Annotated in this window: 21 protein-coding genes, 1 pseudogene and 1 riboswitch; of the genes and pseudogenes, 10 read left to right on the top strand and 12 right to left on the bottom strand. The window is 38.0% G+C overall.

All coding sequences use genetic code 11. The features are described from left to right. The first annotated feature begins 37 nt into the window (after positions 1-37). Together DKZ56_RS15185 and DKZ56_RS15180 are read left to right on the top strand one after the other, a co-directional pair. Entirely contained in the window at positions 38-958 is a 921-nt protein-coding gene (locus tag DKZ56_RS15185) for a C40 family peptidase (protein WP_208650707.1), read from the top strand. A 389-nt stretch (positions 959-1,347) separates the two neighbouring features. Further along, positions 1,348-3,273: an N-acetylmuramoyl-L-alanine amidase gene (locus DKZ56_RS15180; RefSeq protein ID WP_245989525.1), complete on the top strand. Its 1,926-nt coding sequence runs from the start codon at positions 1,348-1,350 to the stop codon at positions 3,271-3,273. Between the two features lie 38 nt (positions 3,274-3,311). On the opposite strand, the gene DKZ56_RS15175 is transcribed toward DKZ56_RS15180, so the two are convergent. Next, entirely contained in the window at positions 3,312-3,596 is a 285-nt protein-coding gene (locus DKZ56_RS15175) for a hypothetical protein (protein WP_208650706.1), read from the bottom strand. Between the two features lie 371 nt (positions 3,597-3,967). On the opposite strand from DKZ56_RS15175, the gene DKZ56_RS15170 reads away from it, so the two are divergent. The 4 genes from DKZ56_RS15170 to DKZ56_RS15845 all read left to right on the top strand — a co-directional run bounded on the left by DKZ56_RS15170 (position 3,968) and on the right by DKZ56_RS15845 (position 9,115). After that, positions 3,968-4,873, top strand: coding sequence for a C40 family peptidase (locus DKZ56_RS15170; protein ID WP_208652284.1), 906 nt, complete (start codon positions 3,968-3,970; stop codon positions 4,871-4,873). Between the two features lie 164 nt (positions 4,874-5,037). Then, the gene (locus DKZ56_RS15165; RefSeq protein WP_245989523.1) at positions 5,038-6,483 is read left to right on the top strand and encodes an N-acetylmuramoyl-L-alanine amidase; all 1,446 of its coding nucleotides are present in this window, start codon (positions 5,038-5,040) and stop codon (positions 6,481-6,483) included. 567 nt (positions 6,484-7,050) lie between these two features. After that, positions 7,051-8,379 (top strand): oligosaccharide repeat unit polymerase, encoded by a 1,329-nt coding sequence (locus tag DKZ56_RS15160; RefSeq protein WP_208650705.1) that lies wholly within the window; start codon positions 7,051-7,053, stop codon positions 8,377-8,379. A 22-nt stretch (positions 8,380-8,401) separates the two neighbouring features. Further along, positions 8,402-9,115 carry a hypothetical protein gene (locus DKZ56_RS15845; RefSeq protein WP_208650704.1) on the top strand — a complete coding sequence of 238 codons (714 nt, stop codon included), beginning with the start codon at positions 8,402-8,404 and terminating at the stop codon, positions 9,113-9,115. A gap of 9 nt (positions 9,116-9,124) precedes the next feature. Here DKZ56_RS15845 and DKZ56_RS16035 read toward each other — a convergent pair. Together DKZ56_RS16035 and DKZ56_RS15150 are read right to left on the bottom strand one after the other, a co-directional pair. Further along, positions 9,125-9,409: pseudogene (locus DKZ56_RS16035) on the bottom strand (alpha-helical endospore appendage domain-containing protein); the annotation flags it as partial. A gap of 169 nt (positions 9,410-9,578) precedes the next feature. Further along, positions 9,579-9,893 carry an alpha-helical endospore appendage domain-containing protein gene (locus DKZ56_RS15150; protein ID WP_208650703.1) on the bottom strand — a complete coding sequence of 105 codons (315 nt, stop codon included), beginning with the start codon at positions 9,891-9,893 and terminating at the stop codon, positions 9,579-9,581. Positions 9,894-10,165: 272 nt separating this feature from the next. On the opposite strand from DKZ56_RS15150, the gene DKZ56_RS15145 reads away from it, so the two are divergent. Then, positions 10,166-10,951: an enoyl-CoA hydratase-related protein gene (locus DKZ56_RS15145; protein WP_208650702.1), complete on the top strand. Its 786-nt coding sequence runs from the start codon at positions 10,166-10,168 to the stop codon at positions 10,949-10,951. 62 nt (positions 10,952-11,013) lie between these two features. Here the strand turns inward: DKZ56_RS15145 and DKZ56_RS15140 are convergent, their stop codons facing one another. From DKZ56_RS15140 to DKZ56_RS15125, 4 genes are all read right to left on the bottom strand, one after another. Further along, positions 11,014-11,811: a TatD family hydrolase gene (locus DKZ56_RS15140; RefSeq protein ID WP_208650701.1), complete on the bottom strand. Its 798-nt coding sequence runs from the start codon at positions 11,809-11,811 to the stop codon at positions 11,014-11,016. A gap of 130 nt (positions 11,812-11,941) precedes the next feature. Further along, positions 11,942-13,183, bottom strand: a complete 1,242-nt coding sequence (locus DKZ56_RS15135) for an aminopeptidase (protein ID WP_208650700.1) — start codon at positions 13,181-13,183, stop codon at positions 11,942-11,944. Positions 13,184-13,252: 69 nt separating this feature from the next. Then, the gene (locus DKZ56_RS15130) at positions 13,253-13,792 is read right to left on the bottom strand and encodes a ribonuclease H-like YkuK family protein (protein WP_208650699.1); all 540 of its coding nucleotides are present in this window, start codon (positions 13,790-13,792) and stop codon (positions 13,253-13,255) included. A 79-nt stretch (positions 13,793-13,871) separates the two neighbouring features. Then, positions 13,872-15,338: an alpha/beta hydrolase gene (locus tag DKZ56_RS15125; RefSeq protein WP_208652282.1), complete on the bottom strand. Its 1,467-nt coding sequence runs from the start codon at positions 15,336-15,338 to the stop codon at positions 13,872-13,874. A 278-nt stretch (positions 15,339-15,616) separates the two neighbouring features. Here DKZ56_RS15125 and DKZ56_RS15120 point away from each other — a divergent pair, with 278 nt between their 5' ends. Next, on the top strand, positions 15,617-15,808 hold the full coding sequence (locus DKZ56_RS15120) for an ABC transporter permease (RefSeq protein WP_208650698.1): 192 nt from the start codon (positions 15,617-15,619) through the stop codon (positions 15,806-15,808). A gap of 107 nt (positions 15,809-15,915) precedes the next feature. Here DKZ56_RS15120 and sstT read toward each other — a convergent pair whose 3' ends face one another. Beyond that, on the bottom strand, positions 15,916-17,136 hold the full coding sequence (gene sstT, locus DKZ56_RS15115) for a serine/threonine transporter SstT (protein ID WP_208650697.1): 1,221 nt from the start codon (positions 17,134-17,136) through the stop codon (positions 15,916-15,918). A 180-nt stretch (positions 17,137-17,316) separates the two neighbouring features. Beyond that, entirely contained in the window at positions 17,317-17,733 is a 417-nt protein-coding gene (locus DKZ56_RS15110) for a DUF1284 domain-containing protein (protein WP_208650696.1), read from the bottom strand. A 169-nt stretch (positions 17,734-17,902) separates the two neighbouring features. Here DKZ56_RS15110 and DKZ56_RS15105 point away from each other — a divergent pair, with 169 nt between their 5' ends. Beyond that, entirely contained in the window at positions 17,903-18,103 is a 201-nt protein-coding gene (locus DKZ56_RS15105) for an alpha/beta-type small acid-soluble spore protein (protein WP_208650695.1), read from the top strand. A 248-nt stretch (positions 18,104-18,351) separates the two neighbouring features. On the opposite strand, the gene DKZ56_RS15100 is transcribed toward DKZ56_RS15105, so the two are convergent. Both DKZ56_RS15100 and dapA read right to left on the bottom strand, forming a co-directional pair. Next, a complete protein-coding gene (locus tag DKZ56_RS15100) occupies positions 18,352-19,647 on the bottom strand; it encodes an arsenic transporter (RefSeq protein ID WP_208650694.1) in 1,296 nt (431 codons plus the stop codon). Positions 19,648-19,793: 146 nt separating this feature from the next. Next, positions 19,794-20,687: a 4-hydroxy-tetrahydrodipicolinate synthase gene (gene dapA, locus DKZ56_RS15095; protein WP_208650693.1), complete on the bottom strand. Its 894-nt coding sequence runs from the start codon at positions 20,685-20,687 to the stop codon at positions 19,794-19,796. Positions 20,688-20,796: 109 nt separating this feature from the next. Beyond that, positions 20,797-20,975: riboswitch (Lysine riboswitch) on the bottom strand. A gap of 287 nt (positions 20,976-21,262) precedes the next feature. Here dapA and DKZ56_RS15090 point away from each other — a divergent pair. Further along, positions 21,263-22,342, top strand: coding sequence for an NAD(P)/FAD-dependent oxidoreductase (locus DKZ56_RS15090; protein ID WP_208650692.1), 1,080 nt, complete (start codon positions 21,263-21,265; stop codon positions 22,340-22,342). Positions 22,343-22,385: 43 nt separating this feature from the next. Here DKZ56_RS15090 and DKZ56_RS15085 read toward each other — a convergent pair whose 3' ends face one another. Next, positions 22,386-23,015, bottom strand: a complete 630-nt coding sequence (locus DKZ56_RS15085; RefSeq protein WP_208650691.1) for a restriction endonuclease — start codon at positions 23,013-23,015, stop codon at positions 22,386-22,388. Between the last annotated feature and the right edge of the window lie 28 nt (positions 23,016-23,043).

Raw genomic sequence — 23,043 nt, 5'->3', positions numbered from 1 at the left:
ATAGAGAACGGATATCGTTGAAAGGGGCCAAATGTTCGTGAAGAAGAAATGGTTATTGTCAATATTTGCATCATTTATGCTTGTATCAGGAATCGGAATAAATGCCGCAGAAGCAGCAACAGCAGAAGAATTAACAAGTACTGCCAAGCAATATTTAGGGGCTCCATATAAATATGGAGGAACAAATATTCAAACGGGAATCGACTGCTCTGGTTTTACAAGATATGTATTTTCTCAATTCGGCATTACGTTAAAACGTTCTTCCAAAGAACAATATACACAAGGCACAGCTGTGTCTAAAAGCGATTTGCAGCCTGGGGATTTAGTGTTCTTTAACACATCCGGCAGCGGCATTTCCCATGTAGGCATTTATTTAGGAGACGGCCAATTCATTTCCGCTACAACTTCTGATGGAGTGGATATTGATGATATCAACGACCCATACTATTGGGGTTCACGTTATGTTGGCGCAAGACGTGTGGCAGAATTTACAACAGAGCAAGCAGAAGAAGTAAAAGAAGCGGCAATTGACTATAGCATCTATGCATCACGCGGTGAAGTGGCAACTCGATTGGCTCAAGCTCTTAATTTAGATACAAGCGATACAAACTCTTCTTTTGTGGATGTGAAGCCTGAAGCAAAATATGCTGGAGCGGTAACAGCATTACAAAAATTAGCAGTCTTTACAGGTGACGATAACGGTAAATTCAATCCAGGTTCACCAATCACACGCGGTCAATTGGCAAAAGTATTAGTATTAGCTTATGGCTTGGAATTAAAAGGAGAAGCACCGACATTTGCGGACGTACCAGCAGATCATTGGGCATATGAATATGTAAGCATTTTGGCTTCTAACGGCATCGCATTTGGAAAAAATGACGGAACATTTGGTGTAGATGACTACGCAACATTAGAACACTTGGACATTTTTATCGAACGCATTCAAAATTTAAAATAATTGAATAAGCTACCAACGTTTATCTTGTAGGAATGAAAATAAAAAAGGGTGAGAGGTTTTAAGGAACCTCTCTTTTTTATCGGAGAGGGAGCCGATTTATCTTACTTCAGTTTTACCCAATTTTAAGGAAATATACGCATCCTTAATAAAAATGGTAAAATTTTATCATTTCATGTCATGTGAAAGGAGAACTTCTTTTTCTTGTAATCAAGCCTTTTTGCCGATTTTTATATTTTGTCGAAATGAGTGAAAAATGATTGAACTAAGGGAGTTTCTAGATATTTCTTAGGGGGAAAATGGCGAATCCGGTAGAAAAGACTGATGAATCTAAATAATTCTTTTGGTAGAATAAAATTACTATCTTAGAAGGGCGGGAAGGTAATTTGATTGTGGAAAGAAAAAGTTTTTTCATCATGGCTTTTGTATTGTGCATCTCTTTCATATTGAACTTACATACGGCAAATGCAAAAGTACAATTTGTGGATGTGCCGTCAACCCATGAGGCATATGAGGAAATTCAATATTTAATTGATTTGGGAGCTATTAAAGGATACGAAACGGAAAACGGCACTTACTACAAACCATATAATTCTGTAACACGGGGACAAGCAGCTAAAATGGTGGTCGTTTCTGCAGGGCTGCAACCATTGAGTGTTACAAGATCCAATTTTACTGATGTTGAAGCGGGTACAGAGCTTTCAGGTTATGTGGAAAGAGCTTATAAGGAAGGCTTTATCAGTGCTTATCGTACGGGACAATTTTCGCCTAATGCGGCTTTAACTCGCCAGGAAATGGCTAAGGCTTTAGCGCTTGCTTTTAATTTAGATGTTGAAAAGTATGCAAAATTATCCATTCCATTCAAAGATGTGCCGCAAGACCATCCATATTACAAATACATTGCAGCGATTTACTATAACGGAATCACTCAAGGCAGCACTTCAGGAAACAATCGAGTATTTATGCCGCAATCAAATGTAACGCGGGCACAATTTGCCATGTTCATTGCTCGTGCAAGAGAAGACAAATTCCGTTTAGAATTGCCAGTGCAAGGTGTGCAAGCGCCGAATATTAATGATGCAATTGGAACGGTAATGGCGACTGTGAATAATTTAAATGTCCGCAGTTCCCAAGATGCTACATCTAATGACAATAAAATTGGACAAATCAATAAAGGCGATACGCTTCCTTTATTTGAAGTTCAATCTGGTTGGTTTAAGGTGATGTACAAAGATCAATTTGCATATATTTCCAGCGACTATGCGCAAGTGGTGGATGATTCCGGACAACCCCTTGGCAATGTGGTGAAAAAAGTAAATGCGAACGAAAGAGTTAATGTTTATAAATCTAGCAATAAAAATTCTAAAGTGATTGGCTACTTCAACGGTGGGGAAGAAATCCCTGTGTATAAAACTGTTGGAAGTTATTATTTAACAGCGAAAAATGGCATTCCTGGATACGTGCAAATATCACTGACAAAAGAAAAAACAGCTGAAAATCCAAATCAAACTGTGCCAAAAGAGCCAGGAAAAGTGGAAACGCCGCCTGCTACTTCTGCAAGTACAATTGGTCGTGTCACAACCAATGCTTTAAATATCCGTGAAAAAGCGGATGCTTCATCTAACTCCCTTGGAACATTGAATAAGGGAGATGTGGTAACAGTTCATTCCATTACGGGAAACTGGGCTAATATCACGACATCCGATGGGAAAAAAGGATATGTGCATAAAACATATTTGAAGCTGATTAATCAAAGCGGCAGCCCAGTTAAAGATCGGATTATCGTGATTGATGCAGGCCACGGCGGCAAAGACCCTGGTGCTTCCAGCAACGGTGCTGTGGAAAAAGAAATTACTTTGAAAGTGGCAACCGTTGTAAAAAATAAATTGGAAGCTGCTGGAGCAAAAGTCATTATGACAAGAACAGGCGATACATACCCAACACTTGAGGATCGGGTAAACATCGCATTGAATCACCATGCAGAAGTGTTTGTAAGCATCCATGTCAACTCCGCTTCCAGCACAAGTGCAAAAGGTACAGAAACGTACTATAGTGTACAAGGCAATGTGAATGTGGAAGAAGATGAAGTGTTGGCGAAAGCCATCAATAATCAAATTGTAAGAAATGCGGGTATGCACGACCGTGGTGTGAAAAAACAAGATTATTATGTCATCCGCAATATGCTGTTACCATCTGTATTGGTGGAATTAGGGTTTATAACAAACCCAGATGATCGTGCAAAATTAACAAACAGCGAATATATCGAAATCTTTGGAGATTCTATTTACAAAGGAATTGTCGAATATTATCAAAAATAAACATAGATAAATGGAGGAACATCACGTTTCTCCATTTTTTAATTTTGTTTGGGTGGGGTACTAATTTTTATTGATGCGGATACTGCCCCGATTCGTGCGTTTGCTTCCTTATTTCGTGCGGATACTGCCCCGATTCGTGCGTTTGCTTCCTTATTTCGTGCGGATACTGCCCCGATTCGTGCGTTTACCTCCTCATTTCGTGCGGATACAGCTCCAATTCGTGCGTTTACTTCCTCATTTGGTGCGGATACTGCTTGGTTTCGTGCGTTTACCTCCTCATTTGGTGCGGATACTGCATTGTTTCGTGCGTTTGCTTCCTCCATTCGTGCGTTTACCTTCTCAATTAGTCGGATCCGAATTCAATTCGTGCGTATATTTCCTCAATTGGAGCAGAACCCCCTCCTGATTTCCTTATAATGTAAAATTAACCTTAAAATATAATAAAAATCCAACATTATCCTCAATTTCCTTTTATAAATTATCAATATTTTAATAAAAATATTACAGTCGTATTACAAAGTGTTACTCGCATTATCAAAGGTTAATCGAAAAAACAAAAATATTCTAATTAAATCAATAATTTTCTCGAAAACGTTGATAATAATTCGTTACATAAATGAAAAATCATAATTGCAATATTTATGGTAGGCTCGAAATAGATTGAGAAACGAGGAAAATGGAGGGGAATTTGACAGTGAAAAAGAGATGGCTCATCCCAGTTTTTGCATCTTTTATGATTTTTACTTCATCTATTGTTGATGCAGAAGCTGCTACACCACAAGAATTGATTACAACGGCAAAACAATACATAGGTGTTCCGTATGTATGGGGAGGTACAACAACAAGCGGATTTGATTGTTCGGGATTTACCCAGAAAGTATTTGCCGATTTGGGATATACCATCAATCGAACATCTCAGGAGCAGTTTTCTCAAGGAATTCCTATATCAAAGGAAAATTTACAAATTGGAGATCTTGTATTTTTTAATACATCTGGAAATGGCGTTTCCCATGTAGGCATCTATATAGGCAGCAATCAGTTTATCCATGCCTCTTCCAGCAAAGGTGTCAGCATTGCCTCCCTTGATAGTAATTATTGGAAAGGCCGTTACATGGGGGCAAAAAGGATGGTAGATTTTCCAAATTCAACACCTGAAGTAAAGGCATCAACTGTTGATTTAACAATCTATGCTTCCCGTGAGAAGGTGGCATTCCGATTAGCGGAAGGGCTTGGTCTTGATACAACTGATACAAATTCTCCATTTATTGATATAAAATCATCAGATCGAGTAGCAGGAGCTGTAACAGCGCTCAATAAATTAAAAATCTTCGAAGGAAATGAGCAGGGAAGATTTAATCCAAACTCGCCAATTACCCGTGCCCAAATGGCAAAAGTGTTGGTAAAAGCCTTTAACTTAAAACCGACTGGAAAGAATACAACAGAATTCCGTGATGTTGATAAGAACCACTGGGCTTATGACTATATTAAAATCTTAGCGCAGCACGGCATCACTATTGGAAAAGGAAATGGCAATTATGGACCAAATGATTATGTATCGAATACACAGTTGGAAACATTTATCAATCGGGCAACGAAATAGGAAAAAACGGCTTATTGCACAATTAAATACAAGAAATTCCATTAGTAAAGAAGGAATTTCCAATAACCTTCAATATGGCATTGCCTAGAAGAGAATTCATCTCTTCCTTAGGCAATGCAAAATACATAAAAAATAATCATTTAGAAGGATGGGATTGAAAAGGTTTGAAAAAGTGGATAATAGCAACTTCAATATTTTTTCTTGCATGGATGGGGGGAGTTAGTACGGAAGCCTTTTCCAGTCAAAGGTTTGCGGATGTTCCTTCCACCCATGAAGCGTATCAGCATATTAATTATTTGGCGGATAAGGGAATTATTAAAGGGTACAATGAGAATGGCTTACAACTGTTTAAATTAAATAATCCTGTAACTCGTGGACAAGCCGCAAAAATGGTTGTGCTCGGGGCTGATTATCAACCGTTGAAAGTTGCACAATCTTCCTTTGTGGACATTAATCCTAAAACAGAACCTGAATTGTCCGGTTTTGTTGAAAGAGCGGCCAGCCTAGGTCTTTTCGATAATATATCCGATAAACGCTTCAACCCGAATGTTCCGCTGACTCGAGGGGAAATGAGCAAGGTGATTGCAACGGCGTTTAAATTAGATGTGAATCGCTATGCGTCCTATCCATCACCATTTTGCGATATTTCAACAAGCTATCCGTATTTTAAATATATTAATGCTTTGTACTACAATGGCCTTTCCCAAGGAAGCAACGGAAAGTTTAATCCAAACAACCATTTAACACGGTCACAATTTGCATTATTTGTTGCCCGGGCAATGGATGCAAAATTTCGTTTAGCAGTTAAATCGGTAAATGGCCAAAGCTGCAGCAATCCATCTCCTGGAAAGACTGAAACGATTGGACGTGCAACGGTAAATGGATTAAATGTCCGAAGTGCAGCCAATGCAAGTTCATCCATCCTGGGCATTTTAAATCGAGGCGATGAGGTCAATGTTCTTTCTATTAATGGCTGGTGGGCAAAAGTTAATTATAAAGGTTCCATTGGATATGTACATAAAACTTATTTGAAATTAATCAATCAAAGTGGTTCCGTGGTAAAAAATCGGATTATCGTGCTTGACCCTGGCCATGGAGGAAAAGATTCAGGGGCTGTAAATGGCAGCTATGCTGAAAAACGAATTGCTTTATCGGTGGCTAGTTTAGTGAAAGAAAAGTTGGAGAAAGATGGCGCCATCGTGTATATGACTCGAGAAGGGGATACATATCCGACATTGAAGGAACGGGTGGATTTTGCTCATCAAAAATATGCTGAAATCTTTGTCAGCATTCATGTGAATGCATCTGCAAGTGCCAGCGCTAAAGGAACAGAAACGTATTACAGCATTACCGCAAATGAAAATGAACTGGAAGATAAAGTGTTAGCAACAAACATCAACAATGAGATTGTCAAGCAGGCGAATATGGTGAACCGCGGCGTAAAGCGGGAAGACTTTTATGTAATCCGCCATTCCGTTTTCCCATCTGTTTTAGTGGAGTTAGGCTTTATTTCAAATAACGAAGATCTTTCAAAACTTGTAAACAGTAACTATCAAGCGATTTTTGCCAATGCAATTTATCAAGGAATCGTGAATTACTATAAAAATTAATGGAGTGAGCTGTCTGAAAGAAAACTTTTCAGGCAGCTTTTCTTTGCACAAAGTGATTGTCATCAAAAGGAGAATATCCGAAAAAATTTTACAAATAGATGGAACGAAATATAGATGAAATACGTTAAATATAATAGATGAATCTGACCTTTTGCCGCTTTGTCAGATGATCGTTCATCCTATAGATTTAAAAATTTTCTTGCATACGCAATATACATGTGAAATGTTGAAAAGAATTACATGATTTGTTGTATGTTTTCTCTTCATAAAAGAAATGGACAAGACCATACTGAAAATGTAACAGGGATGAGAGGATTGCTGTGCTGCTCCTGTTAGTTCTCCCTACCGATTGCGAATCATTGTCGAATCATGTAAAATGCAAGAATGTGGACGTAGGAGCAAGTGAGTCATATCCATTTCTCCTATCATTTGAATCTATTGATTTTTTTATAATATTTTATTTCGCTATATTGACTTGTGCTATAATATCCTTTGATTTATAAAAAAACCATAATGAAGAGAGGGAAGCAAAGAGCATCTAGGATTGGAATTGATGTTCGGGGAAATATGAAAGATAGGATTAAAGCAACTATTCATAATATAAATAAAATAGATACTTTCTCGCCGTATTTCTTTTTTCCATTTATTTTGATGGCTTATTTTATCATTAGTTTGTTTGACTTTTGGCGTTTTGATTTATTCAATGTCAGAAAATCCATCTGGCCAGCCGTGATTTTGGCGGTGTTATGTTATTACATAGGTGTGTATGTAGTTGACCGTAAAAATTGGACATTGCCGACGTTTGGGTTGTCTAAATTGAGCAAGTTTATTGTTCATTTTGTGGTTTTATTGACAGCTATTGGGTTAGTAGCATATGGAATGATGATTGCTCAAGGGATGATCGGACTTTCAGATGAATCGGTTCGACGAAATTTAGACCCAAAATTGAATTTCTTTAGTCATTTGTTGTGGTACGGGGTATTGATTCTTCTTTCGTATAAGATGATTAAAGAAAAAACTATGACGGTTAAAAAAGCAATTATTTATGTCCTTTTATTTGGTCTTGTAATGGGTCTGTTCTTATTAATGGGTTATCGAACTCCATTGGCATTAATGATGTTTACGGGAATTATTGTATTCCATTATGTGGTAAAACGTATCAAACTCACTTGGTTCCTAACGTTTTTAACCGTTGTGGCGATTTCCTTTGCACTGTTTGGTTTTTTCCGCGTGTTAATGGAAGATACGTCGAAGGAATTTAATACGCGCGAACAGCCAGATCGGGAGCATATGGAAGAAGAAGAATTGGAGAAATTATTAACAGCTGAACAGCGGGTAAACGCGACTCCAAAATGGATTTTAGCGTTGAATGGGGAAATGGTGACAGGACATATTGTATTAAGCAAAATTATTGAGTATACCGAAAAAGAAGACTATTTCCATGGCGAAATTCATAAAGGCATCTTTAGTACAGTATTGCCGGGCGAACAAATTTCTCCTCGGATGAAAGTAACAGAAGTCGTAAACTCATTAAGTGTGGAGGAAGGAAAATACATCACTCGCCCTGGAAGAACAACAACGCCAACGTTTATTGGCCAGTTGTTTTTGGATGGCGGCTACTTATTGGTAGCGATTGGTTTCTTGCTATATGGAGCGATTGTATCGATGCTGTATAATAAAGTGAAACAGGCAGGAGTGAAAAGTTTCCATACGATTGCTTATGCCTTTGTGATCACAATGTTTACGGTTTCTATTCATACGGGATTGTTGGATTTAATTTTCATTCTAATGTTAGGATTTGTAATACTTGCCTCCGCTATCAGTAAGACGGAGAAAGAGCATATAGGAATTGACGTTGAAGCATCCCTTGGAACAAGAAGTTTATATGGAAAATAATTAGTTGGAAGAACACCTTTGAATGAAGTTATTCATTCGAAGGTGTTTTTTTGGTTGGACTTCGTTAAAACTAGCAGCCACCGTACTATATAGTGTAGTAAACGCACGAAAAGAGGGAGCGAACGCACGAAATATGGAAGTAAACGCACGAAACGTGGCAGTATCCGCACGAATGGAGGAGGTAAACGCACGAAATGGAGCAGTATCCGCACGAAATAAGGAGGCAACCGCACGAAACGAGGCAGTATCCGCACGAAATGAGGAGGCAAACGCACGAAATGGAGCAGTATCCGCTCCAAATGAGGAGGTAACCGCACGAAATGGAGTGGTATCCGCACGAAATGAGGAGGCAAACGCACGAAACGAGGCAGTATCCGCACCAATTGAGGAAGCAACCGCACGAAATGGAGCAGTATCCGCTCCAAATGAGGAGGCAAACGCACGAATTGGAGCTGTATCCGCACGAATGGAGGAGGCAACCGCACGAAATGGAGCAGTATCCGCACGAATGGAGGAAGTAAACGCACGAAACGAGGCAGTATCCGCACGAATGGAGGAAGTAAACGCACGAAACGAGGCAGTATCCGCCTTGAGGTCCAGTCGGTCCAGTTGGTCCAGGAGTACCTTGAGGTCCAGTCGGTCCAGTTGGTCCAGGAGCACCTTGAGGTCCAGTCGGTCCAGGAGTACCTTGAGGTCCAGTCGGTCCAGTTGGTCCTATACCTTCTGGAGGAATTAAGTCTGTAATTTGTTTAAGCTTATTGTCTAATAATAATTCCTTTTTAATCGACATTGCGATGGTATCTTGAACACTATCATTAATTTGTAAAATGTCTTCAAGATTTGCTGCAGGTGATAGCCCGGAAATGCCAGGAATTGTTCCCAAAACATATTGTATTTTTTCACCTTCAGCATTAAGAATATGCGCTAAACTTAATTCTTCCATTGCAATGGAAGCAAGGAGTAAATTTATAACGTCAGCTCGGTTGATAGTGATATTGGGAGTAATATTCGGTAGGTTGGGTTGAGACATTCTTTCTCTCCTTTCCTTTAATCTAAAGCTTGCATTTGATCAAGCTATGATGAAATGAATGACCGGAGTTAAAATGGTCGTTAATAATCTATTCGATGCTGGAAAGGAGATAAGGAATAAAAGCCTATGATTGAAGCAAAGTCTATTAATATTTATTTATTAATATTTTTCAATAACTAGGTTTATCCATTAAATCAATTACTTGTTTTAATTTTTGATCTAATAAGAGTTCTTTTTTGATGGCAGATGATAATGTGTGGTTGACGCTTGCATTGATTTTTAATATTAATTCGGCAGCTGTTGAAAGATTTGATGGCGCTTCGTTTAATTTCTGAATGGCAAATTGTATTTTTTCACCTTCAGCGTTGATAATATGTGCTAAACCAATCTCTTCCAATGCGATAGATGCTAATAATAGATTGATAACATCTTCACGGTTAATATGAATGTTTGGGGAAATGTCAGGAATGTTGGGCATTGACATAATAAAGTTGAGCCTCCTTTAAAAAAACACCTAACGTGTTCTGATTTTAGGCATACATACAATAGTAATATATTCATGTTTTATTGGGGGGGTTCATTTGAAATCGTATCCGCACAAGAATAGAGGATTTGCTCAAAGATGATGCTAGGTTCTCTAGAAAATCGCATTTGTTAACCTCTACGAAAATATTGTAGAAAAAAATAAATGAAATTTTCTTGACCATAAATATCAGAAGATTCAAAATAAAGGTATAAATGAAAAGGGGTGGAGAAATGGAGTATTTACAATATCGTCAAACAGGGGAGATTGGTTATATTACCATTGACAATATGCAGGAATTTAATACATTAACGATGGCACTGCTTGAGGAATTGGACGAGCTATTACATCAAATTGCAAAGGCCAGGGAAGTTAAAGTCATTGTAATTGAAGGTTCCGACAAAGTCTTTTGTGCAGGGCATAGCTTACGGGAAATTGAAGAGAAAACAGAAAATGAAGTGCTGAAACTTTTCCAAACATGTTATCGAGCAATGAGAACAATGCGTGAAATGCCTCAGCTGGTGATTTCAAAAGTTAAAAAAGCTGCTGTGGCAGCAGGATGCCAATTAGTGGCGGCAAGTGATCTAGCGGTTGCAAGTGAAGATGCTAAGTTTGCCACACCAGGCATTAATAGCGGTTTATTCTGCAGCACGCCAGCAGTATTTTTAAGCCGTAATATTGGAAGAAAAAAAGCTGTAGAGATGCTGTTTACTGGGAATTTCATTACGGCGGAAGAAGCTCTCCAACATGGGCTTGTCAATAAAGTAGTTCCGGCTGAATTGCTAGATGAAGAAACGGAAAAATTGGCAAAAGAAGTGGCAAAGCAAAGTCTAAATATTATTGAATTAGGAAAGCGGCAATTCTATCAGCAAATTCATATGGAAGATTTCCAAGCACTTAATTACGCTACAGAAGTGATTGCGTTAAATAGCAAGCACCCTGATGCTCAAGAAGGAATCCGCGCATTCTTTGAAAAACGGAAACCGGTGTGGACTGATACGAAGACTACAGTAAATTGAAAAGGTTTACAATCATAAAAGGAGAATTTGGGCGAATTCCCAAATCTCCTTTTTCTCTTGAACTAAATTTCTGGAAGATTGAACAATTTTCTAGTATTTGCCGTTGCCTGTTTTGCAACCACTTCCGGTTCAACGCCCATATTTTTTGCAATTTCATGGACGATATGAGGCAAGAAGGCTGGTTCGTTCCGGCGGTTCTTCGGCTTATTTTCCATGTTGCGTGGAAGAAGATAAGGGGCATCGGTTTCAATCAACAGACGGTCAAGAGGTATATATTTTACTGCTTCTTGCAAATCTTGCCCCCTTCTCTCATCGCAAATCCAGCCGGTCACACCAATATAAAATCCCATTGATACATATTTTTTCACCTGGTCTTTATTGCCGGTAAAGCAATGGACTACGGACTTTTCCGCTAAATCACGAAAGCCTGCAAATATTTCGCAAAAGCGCTCATGGGCATCCCGTTCGTGCAAGAAAAGGGGCATTGAGAGCTTTCTAGCTAAATGCAAATGGGCTTCAAAGCATTGCTCTTGAATGTTTTGAGGAGAAAACAGGCGATTGAAATCCAAGCCGCATTCCCCAATTACCACTACTTCCTCATGTTGTGCCAACTTTTCTAATTCTTCAATAGTTGTATTTGTAAAAGTTTTGGCGTCGTGGGGATGAATGCCGGCTGTTGAAAACAAAACCTTTGGGTATTTCTTTGTAATTTCGAATGCGTGTTGGCTGCTTTTTAAGCTTGCTCCAGTAAGAATCATTTGAACGACTCCGCTTTGAAGGGCCCGTTCAATTACTTCTTCCCGGTCGTTGTTAAATTGTTTATCGGTTAAATTGACTCCTATGTCGATTAGTTGTTGCATTTGATTTCCTCCATAAAAATTAAACTCTTTTTTATTATGGTATAAGAAGAGAAAATTACAAAGAAAATCTTTTTGCGTGATATATAGAAAAAAGGAGAACTTGAGGAAACTCAAATTCTCCTTTTCCCATTTAGAATGCCCAGTCACCTTTTCGGAAGATTGGTACAATAGAGCCATCTTTTTGGATACCGTCAATATCCATTTCAGCAGAGCCAATCATGAAGTCAACATGGACATTGGATATGTTTAAACCTTGGGCACGCAGTTCTTCTTCATTCATTTTTGTGCCTCCTTCAATAGTAGAAGGATAAGCAGAACCGATGGCGATATGGTTAGAGGCATTTTCATCAAATAAAGTATTAAAGAAAGTTACGCCGGATTGGGAAATTGGCGAAGGATCTGGAACAAGCGCCACTTCTCCTAAGCCGGTAGCTCCATCATTTTCAAAGACAAGTTTTTTCATAACTTCATCGCCTTTTTCAGCGGAAATGTCCACAATTTTTCCGTCTTTAAAGTGGACAACTATGCCTTCAATTAATTGTCCTGCATAGCTCAAAGGCTTTGTGCTGCGAACAACCCCTTCCATGCGGCGGGTATCCGGTGCAGTGAAGATTTCTTCTGTCGGCATATTGGCAATAAATTCTTCACCTTTTGGATTATAGCTTTCTGCGCATGTCCAAATATGATTTTTTGGCAGTCCTAATTTGAAATCTGTGCCTGGGGCTTTAAAATTCAATGCATCAAATTGGTATTCATTTAGTTTTTTTGCTTTTTCATTCAATTTGTTTTTATGGGCTTCCCAAGCAGCAATTGGATCTTCTTCATATACACGGCAAGTTTTAAAAATTTGATTCCATAGCGCATCCACTTGTTCTTCCGTTGTTTTTAAATGAGGAAACACTTTTTTTGCCCAAGCGCTGCCAGCCGCTGCTGCAACCGTCCATTTAATATCGTTGTTTTGTGTTGCTTTTCGTTGGGCATGAAAAGCTTGAGTTGCCGCTTTTTGGAATGCAGCAACTTTTGCAGGGTCCGCTGAGTCGAGCAAGCTTGGGTCGCTTGATAGAATGGATAATCTGGAAACCTTTTTATTTAACACATGGTCTTCGGATTCCTCGATTTCATATGGAGGAATGTCCGTCAGCACTTCTGTTGGCTGGTGTAGATAATGCAGTTTTGTGATTTCATCATCGTTCCATTTGACAATGACTTTTTCGGCTCCTAATGCATAGGCTTCTTCTGTGATATATCGGGCAAGTTGTGCTTGGTCTACAGCGATGGTCATTTTTACCCAATCACCTGGTTGGACATTGATTCCTTTTGTGACTAAAAGCTTTGCATATTTTCTTAACAGTTCATCGAAATTTTTTAACATACTATTTCCTCCATATGTTTATTTCCAATTTTATCATATTTGAGAAAATTTGAATTACAGAATGCTTTATTATTTTTTCGTAAAACGATTGGCATAAGTGCTAGCGACAAAGGAATCCGGTTTGATTTTCGCTTCAATGCCAAGAGAGTGCATTCTGGCAATCATTTCATTGACAAAGACGCTCGTTTTGTTCCGATTTCCGCATCCAATGTCAATATGCCCTTCAATAGTGAAGCTGGCTCCTTTATACACATGAGGCAATACGAGGTTAATCAGCTGTTCTTTTTTCTCTTCCGTAAAGAGCGACACGATTTCTTCCGTTAAGGAGGTTTCATAGGAGATGCGTTCATGCAAATTCATCATTCTTCTCGGCACAATAACTTTGCGGAAACAAGCCCAAACCCCTTTGCCTTTTTGTTGTATGACTATGCCGGTAATAAATTTTGTTTCTTTACTGAAAACTTGCGAATCTGTTCCAAACATTAAGGTGAAGTTGCCGGTAGGATCTTTTTTTATAAACTGTACAATCGCTTCAAACACTTCCTCGAACGTCATGTTTTTTCGGCTTAGGTTTTGAAAGGTTCCGTCGGTTATTCTGTCACAGTTCATCCATCTTACCTTTCTTTCGATGTTTTTGGATTAGTACAGTTTATTCAAATGTCGAAGATTAATTAAAGCTTATGTTCACTTAAAAACGAGGCTCTACTTCTTTGCCTGTTTTTAAATCAATCACTTTTTCACGGTTTGTTGGAGTTGGAATGGTTTGGCTATTAGGAGGTTTCAGCCCCTTTTCCACCCAATCCACAAGCAACAAAAATGTTTGATGGGCATAAGGAAGCAATGGCTGCAGTTCTTTTTCGGCATCTGTTAATGGATTCCAAACGAGTCCATCTACATGATTTCCTTTTTCGATGACATATAATCGGTGGAAATGTTGTTTTCCAGCTTGTTTGACCAATTTTTCATAGCCTTTTGCATGGATGTCTGGAAAAATGAGCGCATCTAATGAACCGGTGATGCTGATGAGGGGCACATTTATATTTCCGGTGTTTTCAATTTCTTTAATTCTTTCTCTCATGAATTTTCTTCTTTCGTCGTAATGATAATTTTTGAAAATGTAATCCAATGAACGGTCGCGGACGCCATTTTCATTGAACTTTAAGTAATTTTGCCAATTTAAGCGGTTTGGCGCTTGCGGGTCAAAATGGTCTCTATAAATGTTTAAAGTGATAAACCAATAGATTTGGTCATAGTAAGGCCATAACTTTTCAGAACCTTTTGGTACACCTGCTTGATATAATTCCTTGATGGCTTCTTCTTTTGCTTTTTCGCTTCCATAAATTGCCTGTTGCGCATGATTAACGACAGGAATCAATGAACTAATAAGATTTGGGGGTTCTTCTGTCCAAAGAACGCCTTCCCAATCGACGCCTCCATCAAAGAGACGCCCTTCTCCAGTATTTTCTGGGTGATCGTTTTCAAGGGCATAGCGAACAACATAGCCGCCATTTGAAATTCCAATGGCATAGGTCGGCACTGGATGATCAGGACGGATTAATTTGCTTGCAGGATTGGATGTATCCTTTGGGTCAATGAGATGGTGGCTAAAATGTTCTGTTAAATAATGTTGGGCAGCTTTCGTTATTTGTCTGAAGCGAAGATGCCATTCTTTTATGGAATCTTTTTCATCAGCCAGTGCATTTTTTACTTTTGCTAAAGGATCTCCTTCCACTTCTTTTCCTGGCGAACCTTTATCGATGGCAGCAAAGGCATATCCCTTTGCAAGGACAAAATCGCTAAATAACAAGTCTGTGGCTGTTTCATTTCTCGTTGCCGGGATACCGGAAACAACCAGTTTTCCATTCCAATGGTCAGGAACGCGAATGACAAAATGAGCATCTTCAAAAGCGCCAGTTATTTGCGTGCCAGTAATTTTGGCTGGTTTGTACATTTGGTGCCAACCGGTTACTTTTTCTGGATTTCCCCAATAAATAGGCGCTAAAAGTTCATTGCCATCTAGTTTTGCTTTTTCCAGTTGTTCAGGATTCAGGGTTGTTAGCCAGCGCCCCTTTTGTCCGTCAAAATATGAAACATTCACTGAATGGGCATCAGGGAAGATATTTTTGTTTGTGGAAGAAAATGGTCTATCATGAATTGAATGAAAAAATAATGGGCTCCTTATTTCGTTAAGTTTCCTATACAAGAAATAACTCTCCTTTTTATAAGCGAATTATACTTACTTGTATATTCGTTATTCTGGAAACTTATGAAGTTTTTTTGATTGTAGGCTTGTGGTCATCAATGGAGGAAATAAAATGTTATAATAACATATATAGAAGAAAAAATGTTTAAAAACAGGTGAAAAAATTCTAAAAACATCATAAAATATAGTTATAATAACAATAATATTTATATTTTAAGGGAGGAATGTCGATGATAACCGGTCAGTTAGAGCGGGCTTTTCAGTTAGCAGAAAAGCATCGTCTCGAAGTCAGCACAATTTTGGAGTTGAACAAAATTATAAGGAAGGAAATAAATTCGACCCCCGTGGTGGAAGAGAAAATCCTACAGCAAGTAATTAAAATATTAGAAAATAATAAGCGATTTTTGAAGGAGGCAACTTAACAATTGGAAAAACACGTTGAATTGTATGGTGATATTGACGAATTTGACTAAAGGCACTGCTCCGTAAACAAAGAATGCGAGCAGTGCCTTAATCATTTTATACATATTTAGTTTGCTTTTGCTTCTTTGCGTTTTTTCGCAAGTTCAGCAGTAGCCGTAAATAATACGTCAGAAGATGAGTTCAATGCTGTTTCGCAAGAATCTTGCAATACCCCGATAATAAATCCGACTGCAACCACTTGCATGGCGATATCATTGGAAATACCAAATAGACTACATGCAACTGGAATTAATAACAATGATCCTCCTGCAACCCCTGAAGCTCCGGCAGCTGAAATAGCTGAAATCACCACTAAAATGATAGCTGTCATCACATCGACTTCAATTCCCATTGTGTGGCTTGCTGCAAGAGTTAATACAGAAATGGTAATGGCAGCACCAGCCATATTAATTGTGGCGCCTAATGGAATCGATACAGAATATGTATCTTTATTTAAACCCAATTTTTCACATAAAGCTAAATTTACTGGGATGTTGGCTGCGGAACTTCGAGTAAAGAAGGCAAAGATGGCACTTTCTTTGAGCGTCATCCAAACAAGAGGATATGGATTTTGGCGCGTACAAATGAAAGTGATAAGCGGGTTTACCACTAAAGCAACAAAGAACATACAGCCAAGCAATACGGATAGCAATTTCCCATATTCAAGCAAAGCAGAAAGTCCGTTTGTAGAGATTGCATTAAATACAAGCCCCATGATACCTATTGGAGCCAATTCAATAACCCATTTAACGATGGTTGAAATGGCTTCAGAAAGATTGTCAATCATGGTTTTCGTTGTATCAGCAGCTTTCTTTAGCACAATCCCAAGAACAACAGCCCAAGCTAAAATGCCGATATAATTGGCATTCATTAGTGCGCTGACAGGATTGGAAACAATATTAAAAAGCAATGTTTCAAAAACTTCTGCAATTCCTTCAGGCGGTGTTACATCTTCCGCACTCATTTTTAATGTTAATGTTATAGGGAAAAGGAAGCTGGCAATAACCCCAATGGCACCTGCTGCTGTTGTACCGATTGCATAAAGAACTAAAATCATTTTCATATTTGTCTTTCCGCTGTTTGTGTGATTGGCAATTGCCTGGATGACTAATACAAACACAAGCACTGGGGCAACCGCTTTTAAGGCGCTGACAAATAAGCTTCCAAAAATCGATAACCAACTGAAAGCGTTAGGTACTGTGATTGCTAAAAGAATACCTAGAATTAATCCGATTAATATTCGTCTGACTAAACTAATCCTACTCCATATATTCCAAATGTTTTTCATAAAAACCTCCAAAGATTAATACTCGGTGAAAATACAATTGTTTTCTCCAAAAGGACAATTCTAGTTTAGCACGAATTTTTGAAACCCTTAAAAATTTTGTTATTTTAGAATAGTGGGAAAAATATATTTATTTTGACAAAATAAAAAATCTCCTTTATTTGGAGATTTTTAAGAAAAACTTTACTTTATTTCCCACAAGCCTGCTCCATTAAGAATTCTTTGGATTCCGCCTTTGCATAAACCATGTGAACGCCAGGAACATCGATAGCATATGACGTCAATATCTTCGGGCGTTACATATTTGCGAATGCAGTTTTCTACTTCTTCCCATGTTAATGTTTGTCCAACCTGCAAGTTTAATTTATCTAATATTTGTTTGTCTTTATCAAAAATATTTTGATCAAGACAATGATATTCTTTGTATTTTGGGTATTTTTCACAAATATGATCTACACCATCAATAAGTTGAATTAAGGTTTTTGGATTCTTTCTTAACTCTTCATGAATGTTTTTCATGTTTTCTGCAAATTCTTCTGAATAGCCCATTCCTCTAAAACCCACAAGGCAAAAAAGATGATGACCACGCAGTTTAATCATTTTTGTCCTCCCATTGGTACCCTTTTTATTTCATGATACCATTTGGAAGGAAGATTTTGTATACGCATCATTTCATAATCGTTTTCCAAGCACTCTCAATGTTCCCTTGATTTCTAAAGTATTAAAACTTTCTCCTTGTACATTCTAAAGGCACAAGGAGGTGAACAACATGGCAAACCGCAGTTCAAATAAATTGGTGTTCCCTGGTGCAGAAGCTGCTTTAAATCAAATGAAATATGAAATCGCACAAGAGTTTGGCGTAAATCTTTCACCAGATACTTCATCTCGTGCTAACGGTTCTGTTGGTGGGGAAATTACGAAACGTCTTGTGCAAATAGCGCAGCAACAATTGCAAGGAAAATCTGAATAATGAGTTTGTAGAAAAGGGGCGTCTGAAAAGTTATTTTGAGACGCCCCCTTTGCGGTTGTCGCACAAGTTTAGATTGCGACGAGGAGGCGCGTTTAATGTGACTACCGCAGGAGCAAAGATGTTTCAAAGAATTTTACGATTAGAATGAACTGTCCGGAAAGTTTACACTTTATGGACAGTCTCTTTTTTCGTTTTTTATATACGATACTATTTTAACCATCATGACAAATATTAGACGTAGGAAAAAATTAATACAATAACAAGGTTAAATATAAACCGGCTAATGTGAAAAATAATATTGGAATCGTCAGTACAATTCCCATTTTAAAATAAGTACCCCAGGAAATTTTGATTCCTTTTGTTTTCAGTACATGCAGCCATACAAGGGTGGCAAGGGAGCCAATCGGTGTAATTTTCGGTCCTAAATCCGAACCAATGACATTGGCGAAAATAAGCGCATCTCGAATGGCGCCGGATGTGTTTGTTTCTGCAATGGCTAATGAGTCAATCATGATTGCCGGCAAGTTGTTCATAATAGAAGAAAGAAAAGCCGAAATATAGCCCATTCCAATCGCTGCCGCAAATAACCCCCCCTGGGCAGTCCATTCGATTAAAGAAGCAATAGCTTTAGTAAAGCCGGCATTCCCAAGACCGTAGACTACTAAATACATTCCGATGGAGAAAAAGACAATATTCCATGGCGCTCCTTTAATGACCGCCTTTAAATTGACGGCAGGGCTTTTCCAAGCTAAAGCTAATAAGAAAATGGACATAATCCAACCGATGATGCAAACAGGAATATGTATAAGTTCCGCCGTAAAATAGCCAATTAATAAAATTATCATCACCGGCCATGCCAATATAAACAACTTTTTATCCCGAATGGCTTCTTGAGGATTTTTAAGCATTTTGACATCGTACTTTGATGGAATGGATTTGCGGAAATATAAAAAGAGCACAACGATTGTTGCTATTAATGAAAATAAATTCGGCACAATCATCCGCAAAGCATATTCTTTAAAACTTATTCCAAAAAAATCAGCTGCAATCACATTCACTAAATTGCTGATTAAAAAGGGAAGGGAAGTCGTATCCGCAATAAATCCGCTTGCCATAATAAAAGGGAAAATCATCTTTTCGCTAAATTGCAAATTTCGAACCATCGCAAGAACAATCGGCGTTAAAATTAATGCCGCCCCGTCATTGGAGAAAAAGGCTGAAACAAAAGCGCCCAAAACTGTAACGTAAACGAACATTCTGATGCCGTTTCCTTTTGCGATGCGCGCCATGTGCAATGCAGCCCATTCAAATAAACCGATTTGGTCTAATATTAATGAAATGATAATAATGGCAATAAATAACAAGGTGGCATTCCAGGTAATATCCACGACTGCAAAAACATCTTTCCATTCTACAACACCTGCTAGCAATGCAAGGGCTGCACCGCCGCAAGCAATCCATCCGATATTGATATTTTTTGGCTGCCGAATAATGAGGAATAGTGTAAGGATAAAAATGAAGAGGGCTAAAACTAAGTTAAGCAAAATAGAATCCTCCAAGTCAGCTGAAATGTTGTGATGTCTTGGTTTCACAAGTGCTATTTTACAATATTGATTTTGTTTTTCCTATCACTTCATTATTCATGTCAGCGTAAATGAAAAATAAAAAAACCTGCCAGAAATGGGCAGGATTAAGAGATCAATTCTAATTTTAAATCAAAATTTTTTAACAAGAACTCCATTGTTTTTTGTTGTTCTTCGTTCAATGGCACTAGAGGCAAACGCACGCCTCCAACAGAAATTCCTTTTAAGTTCAAGGCTGCCTTTATCGGAGCAGGGTTTGGAGCGATGAACATTCCTTTCATAACCGGTAATAGTCTTCGATGTTCTTTTGCTGCTTTTTGAATATTGCCGTTTAAGAAATGTTGAATCATGGTTTGCATTTCGTTCCCAATAATGTGAGAAGCAACGGAAATAACGCCAATTCCTCCAATTGCTAATACAGGTAATGTTAAACTGTCATCTCCACTGTAAAGGGAGAAATTTTCTGGCGTATTTTCAATAATTTGCGCCATGGTCTCTAAATTCCCGCTTGCCTCTTTAATGGCAACAATATTAGGAATTTTTGCAAGACGGGCCACTGTGTCAACAGATAAATTGACTACACTGCGTCCAGGGATGTTATATAAAATCACTGGAAGTTTTGTACTTTGTGCAATGCTTTTAAAATGTTCATACATACCTTCTTGATTTGGCTTATTGTAGTATGGAGTGACAAGCATGACACCATCAACGCCAGCTTCTTCCGCTTTTTTTGTGAGTTCAATGGAGGCTCTTGTGTTATAAGAACCTGTACCGGCGATTACTGGAATTCTGCCATTTACGACTTTTTTGACAAATTTGAAAAGTTCGACTTTTTCGGTTTCTGTTAATGTAGGAGATTCTCCAGTTGTTCCACAGACGATTAAACCATCTGTTCCGTTTTCCATTAAATGATGAACTAATCTTTCCGTAGCTTCAAAATCTACGTCACCATTTTGGTCAAATGGCGTTACCATTGCAGTTAATACTCTTCCAAAATTCATTTCTTCTCCACATCCTTTTCATTTTTTGTAATGGAGAAGGGCAATTTTCAATTAAACGCAAAAAGCAACAACGAAGAGCCTCGCTGTTGCAAAAAAGAATAAATTTTTTGCGTAAGATAGCCCTCCATATAGTTTCCTATATGACAGTCCTGCACTTATTCAATGCAGAACCAGCCTCTAGAAAAATGAGTTTCTAGAGACTTCGGCAAATCCCCCTTTCCACAATTGTCATAGGACCTCATTATCCTCAAACTGTGTACTCTTGGTCTTTGCACCTCTATCCTTACTTCAAAACAATATTGAATTGAAATAAGTCGATATATAATTAAATTCATTTTATATTCTTTTAATTTGAAATGCAATATTAATTAATGATTTAGGCAGTATATATTTTTCTTTATTATATGAAATGCAGAAAAATTTAGACTATTCGAGTGTATAATTAAAAAAATAAGAATTTACTCTTGTTGCGATTTAAATAGAATTTTATTTTGTTTGGTCTTATTTTCCAAATTAGAAAATAAAGGATGTTAAAATGGAGAAAGAAAATATTTTTTTATATAGGGGGGCTTCCAATGACAAAAGTTGCGATTATTGGCGGTGGACCAGCAGGATTGACGGCAGCAATAGAAGGTGCAAAAAAAGGGTTTCAGGTGGATTTGTTTGAACGTTACAAAGTGGGTGATGATATCCGCTGTGCAGAAGGCTTTTTCGATACGTTAAATTTATTGGGAGAGCCAAAATACGGGGTTCGATTTAAAGTGGACCAGCTGGAATTGGAAATTGAACATTTATACACCTTTCCATTAGATGAAAAAGTGAACATTTGGATGATTGACCGGAGTGAATGGCAAAGAGGATTGGCAGAGGAAGCAAAAAGCTTGGGCGTCAATGTAATTGAAAATTCGCCGATTTCAAAAGAAAAATATGAGGAATTAAGAAAACATTATGATTGGGTTATAGACAGTACAGGGGCGCCATCGGTTACATCACGAGTTTATGGTTTTAGCACATTTTACAAGGAGAATGCAGGTATTACGGCTCAATATACGCTCCATGGAGATTTTAGTTCATGGTTGGGGCGGTTAAAGGCTGCATTGGAAGAACATTATAATGGTTATTATTGGATTTTCCCGAAATCTGAACAGGAAGCAAATATAGGTATTATCTTTTTTACAGAAAATGATTTAAATCCTTGGCAAGAACTTGAACGCATTCTTGAAAAAGAAGGCTTATCCGATTATGAAAGATCCCGCAAATTAGGAGGCATTTGTCCAGTTGTCCGTCCGAAGAAGTTAGTATATGACAATGTGTTATTAACCGGCGATGCTGCAGGGCTTGTTTCCGCTTTGCATGGCGGTGGCATTGACTGTGCTTGCATCTCAGGAAAAATCGCCATTGAATGCATTGAGGAAAACAACGTGGATGAATATGAAAAACACATTGATGAAGTGCTTGGCGGCAGATTAAAAGGCGAGAAGCGGCTTGCCAATTTAGTATGGAAATTGAATCGCTCCATTACAGACCGCGTTGTTAAAGCTGTCCATCAATCGGAAAAACCTTTAGGTGAGTATGGCTTCTTAAACGGCAATGCAGATGCTTTTGAAAAATTAGGGGTATTAAGAGGATTGATTCCGGCATTATGGAAACATTAATCAAAGGAATTCGCTAGCTTTGTGGGAAAGCTAGCGAATTATTTTATTTATGGTGCAAAATAAAGGATAAGGCTGTTTGAAAAAAGAATTTTTTTCTTTCGCCATCCATCATTTTCATTAGGTCATCCTGATCTAATAACTGAATTCGATGCAATGAGGCAAATTTTTTGGCAGCCGATGTAAAGGAATGGTTGGCAATGATTATTGCTTCATCGGCACTATTGCTGTTTCTTTTTGCGGAAACTCTTTGAACGCATCGAATATCAACAACATCCGGATAGACTTTTACGATGTATTTTTTGGCACCTTTCCATAATAAGAAGTCTACATCGTTGATTCCCAACTCTTGCGCCGGGATGGCCACGTATCCTTGTTTTTCGAAAAGGCTTTTTAATTCATCCGGGTTTCCAATTTCCTGCATATTCACTTCTATATGATGACTTTTTATTAAGCGAATCATGCGGAAAATGAAGTAGAAAAGGAAACAGAAACTTGCCTTTTGAAAAGGTTTATAAAAAATAATCATGAAGATGAAAATCATAAAATATAATTTGAAGTCATACATGTTAAGCTCGATGGAAAGCAAATTGAAAAGGGCAATCACAATGCCGAAGCTGAATATTAACATCATTATAAATTCAATGGCTTTAGAGTCAAATGTTTTTTGTCTCATCATCATTCATTCCTTGTTTTTATTTTTA

This window comes from Ureibacillus thermophilus (genome assembly GCF_004331915.1).
Classification (GTDB): Bacteria; Bacillota; Bacilli; order Bacillales_A; family Planococcaceae; genus Ureibacillus; species Ureibacillus thermophilus.
Note: the sequence above shows the minus strand (reverse complement) of the source record. Positions and strands in the feature narration are given on the sequence as shown.

What these genes read in the sequence shown, in the direction of transcription:
- DKZ56_RS15145 (WP_208650702.1), top strand. Translation starts at nt 10,166, where the DNA reads ATGGAGTATTTACAATATCGTCAAACAGGGGAGATTGGTTATATTACC.
- DKZ56_RS15105 (WP_208650695.1), top strand. Translation starts at nt 17,903, where the DNA reads ATGGCAAACCGCAGTTCAAATAAATTGGTGTTCCCTGGTGCAGAAGCT.
- DKZ56_RS15160 (WP_208650705.1), top strand. Translation starts at nt 7,051, where the DNA reads ATGAAAGATAGGATTAAAGCAACTATTCATAATATAAATAAAATAGAT.
- sstT (WP_208650697.1), bottom strand. Translation starts at nt 17,136, where the DNA reads ATGAAAAACATTTGGAATATATGGAGTAGGATTAGTTTAGTCAGACGA.
- DKZ56_RS15110 (WP_208650696.1), bottom strand. Translation starts at nt 17,733, where the DNA reads ATGATTAAACTGCGTGGTCATCATCTTTTTTGCCTTGTGGGTTTTAGA.
- DKZ56_RS15135 (WP_208650700.1), bottom strand. Translation starts at nt 13,183, where the DNA reads ATGTTAAAAAATTTCGATGAACTGTTAAGAAAATATGCAAAGCTTTTA.
- DKZ56_RS15090 (WP_208650692.1), top strand. Translation starts at nt 21,263, where the DNA reads ATGACAAAAGTTGCGATTATTGGCGGTGGACCAGCAGGATTGACGGCA.
- DKZ56_RS15085 (WP_208650691.1), bottom strand. Translation starts at nt 23,015, where the DNA reads ATGAGACAAAAAACATTTGACTCTAAAGCCATTGAATTTATAATGATG.
- dapA (WP_208650693.1), bottom strand. Translation starts at nt 20,687, where the DNA reads ATGAATTTTGGAAGAGTATTAACTGCAATGGTAACGCCATTTGACCAA.
- DKZ56_RS15130 (WP_208650699.1), bottom strand. Translation starts at nt 13,792, where the DNA reads ATGAACTGTGACAGAATAACCGACGGAACCTTTCAAAACCTAAGCCGA.
- DKZ56_RS15140 (WP_208650701.1), bottom strand. Translation starts at nt 11,811, where the DNA reads ATGCAACAACTAATCGACATAGGAGTCAATTTAACCGATAAACAATTT.
- DKZ56_RS15845 (WP_208650704.1), top strand. Translation starts at nt 8,402, where the DNA reads ATGAAGTTATTCATTCGAAGGTGTTTTTTTGGTTGGACTTCGTTAAAA.
- DKZ56_RS15120 (WP_208650698.1), top strand. Translation starts at nt 15,617, where the DNA reads ATGATAACCGGTCAGTTAGAGCGGGCTTTTCAGTTAGCAGAAAAGCAT.
- DKZ56_RS15175 (WP_208650706.1), bottom strand. Translation starts at nt 3,596, where the DNA reads ATGGAGGAAGCAAACGCACGAAACAATGCAGTATCCGCACCAAATGAG.
- DKZ56_RS15150 (WP_208650703.1), bottom strand. Translation starts at nt 9,893, where the DNA reads ATGTCAATGCCCAACATTCCTGACATTTCCCCAAACATTCATATTAAC.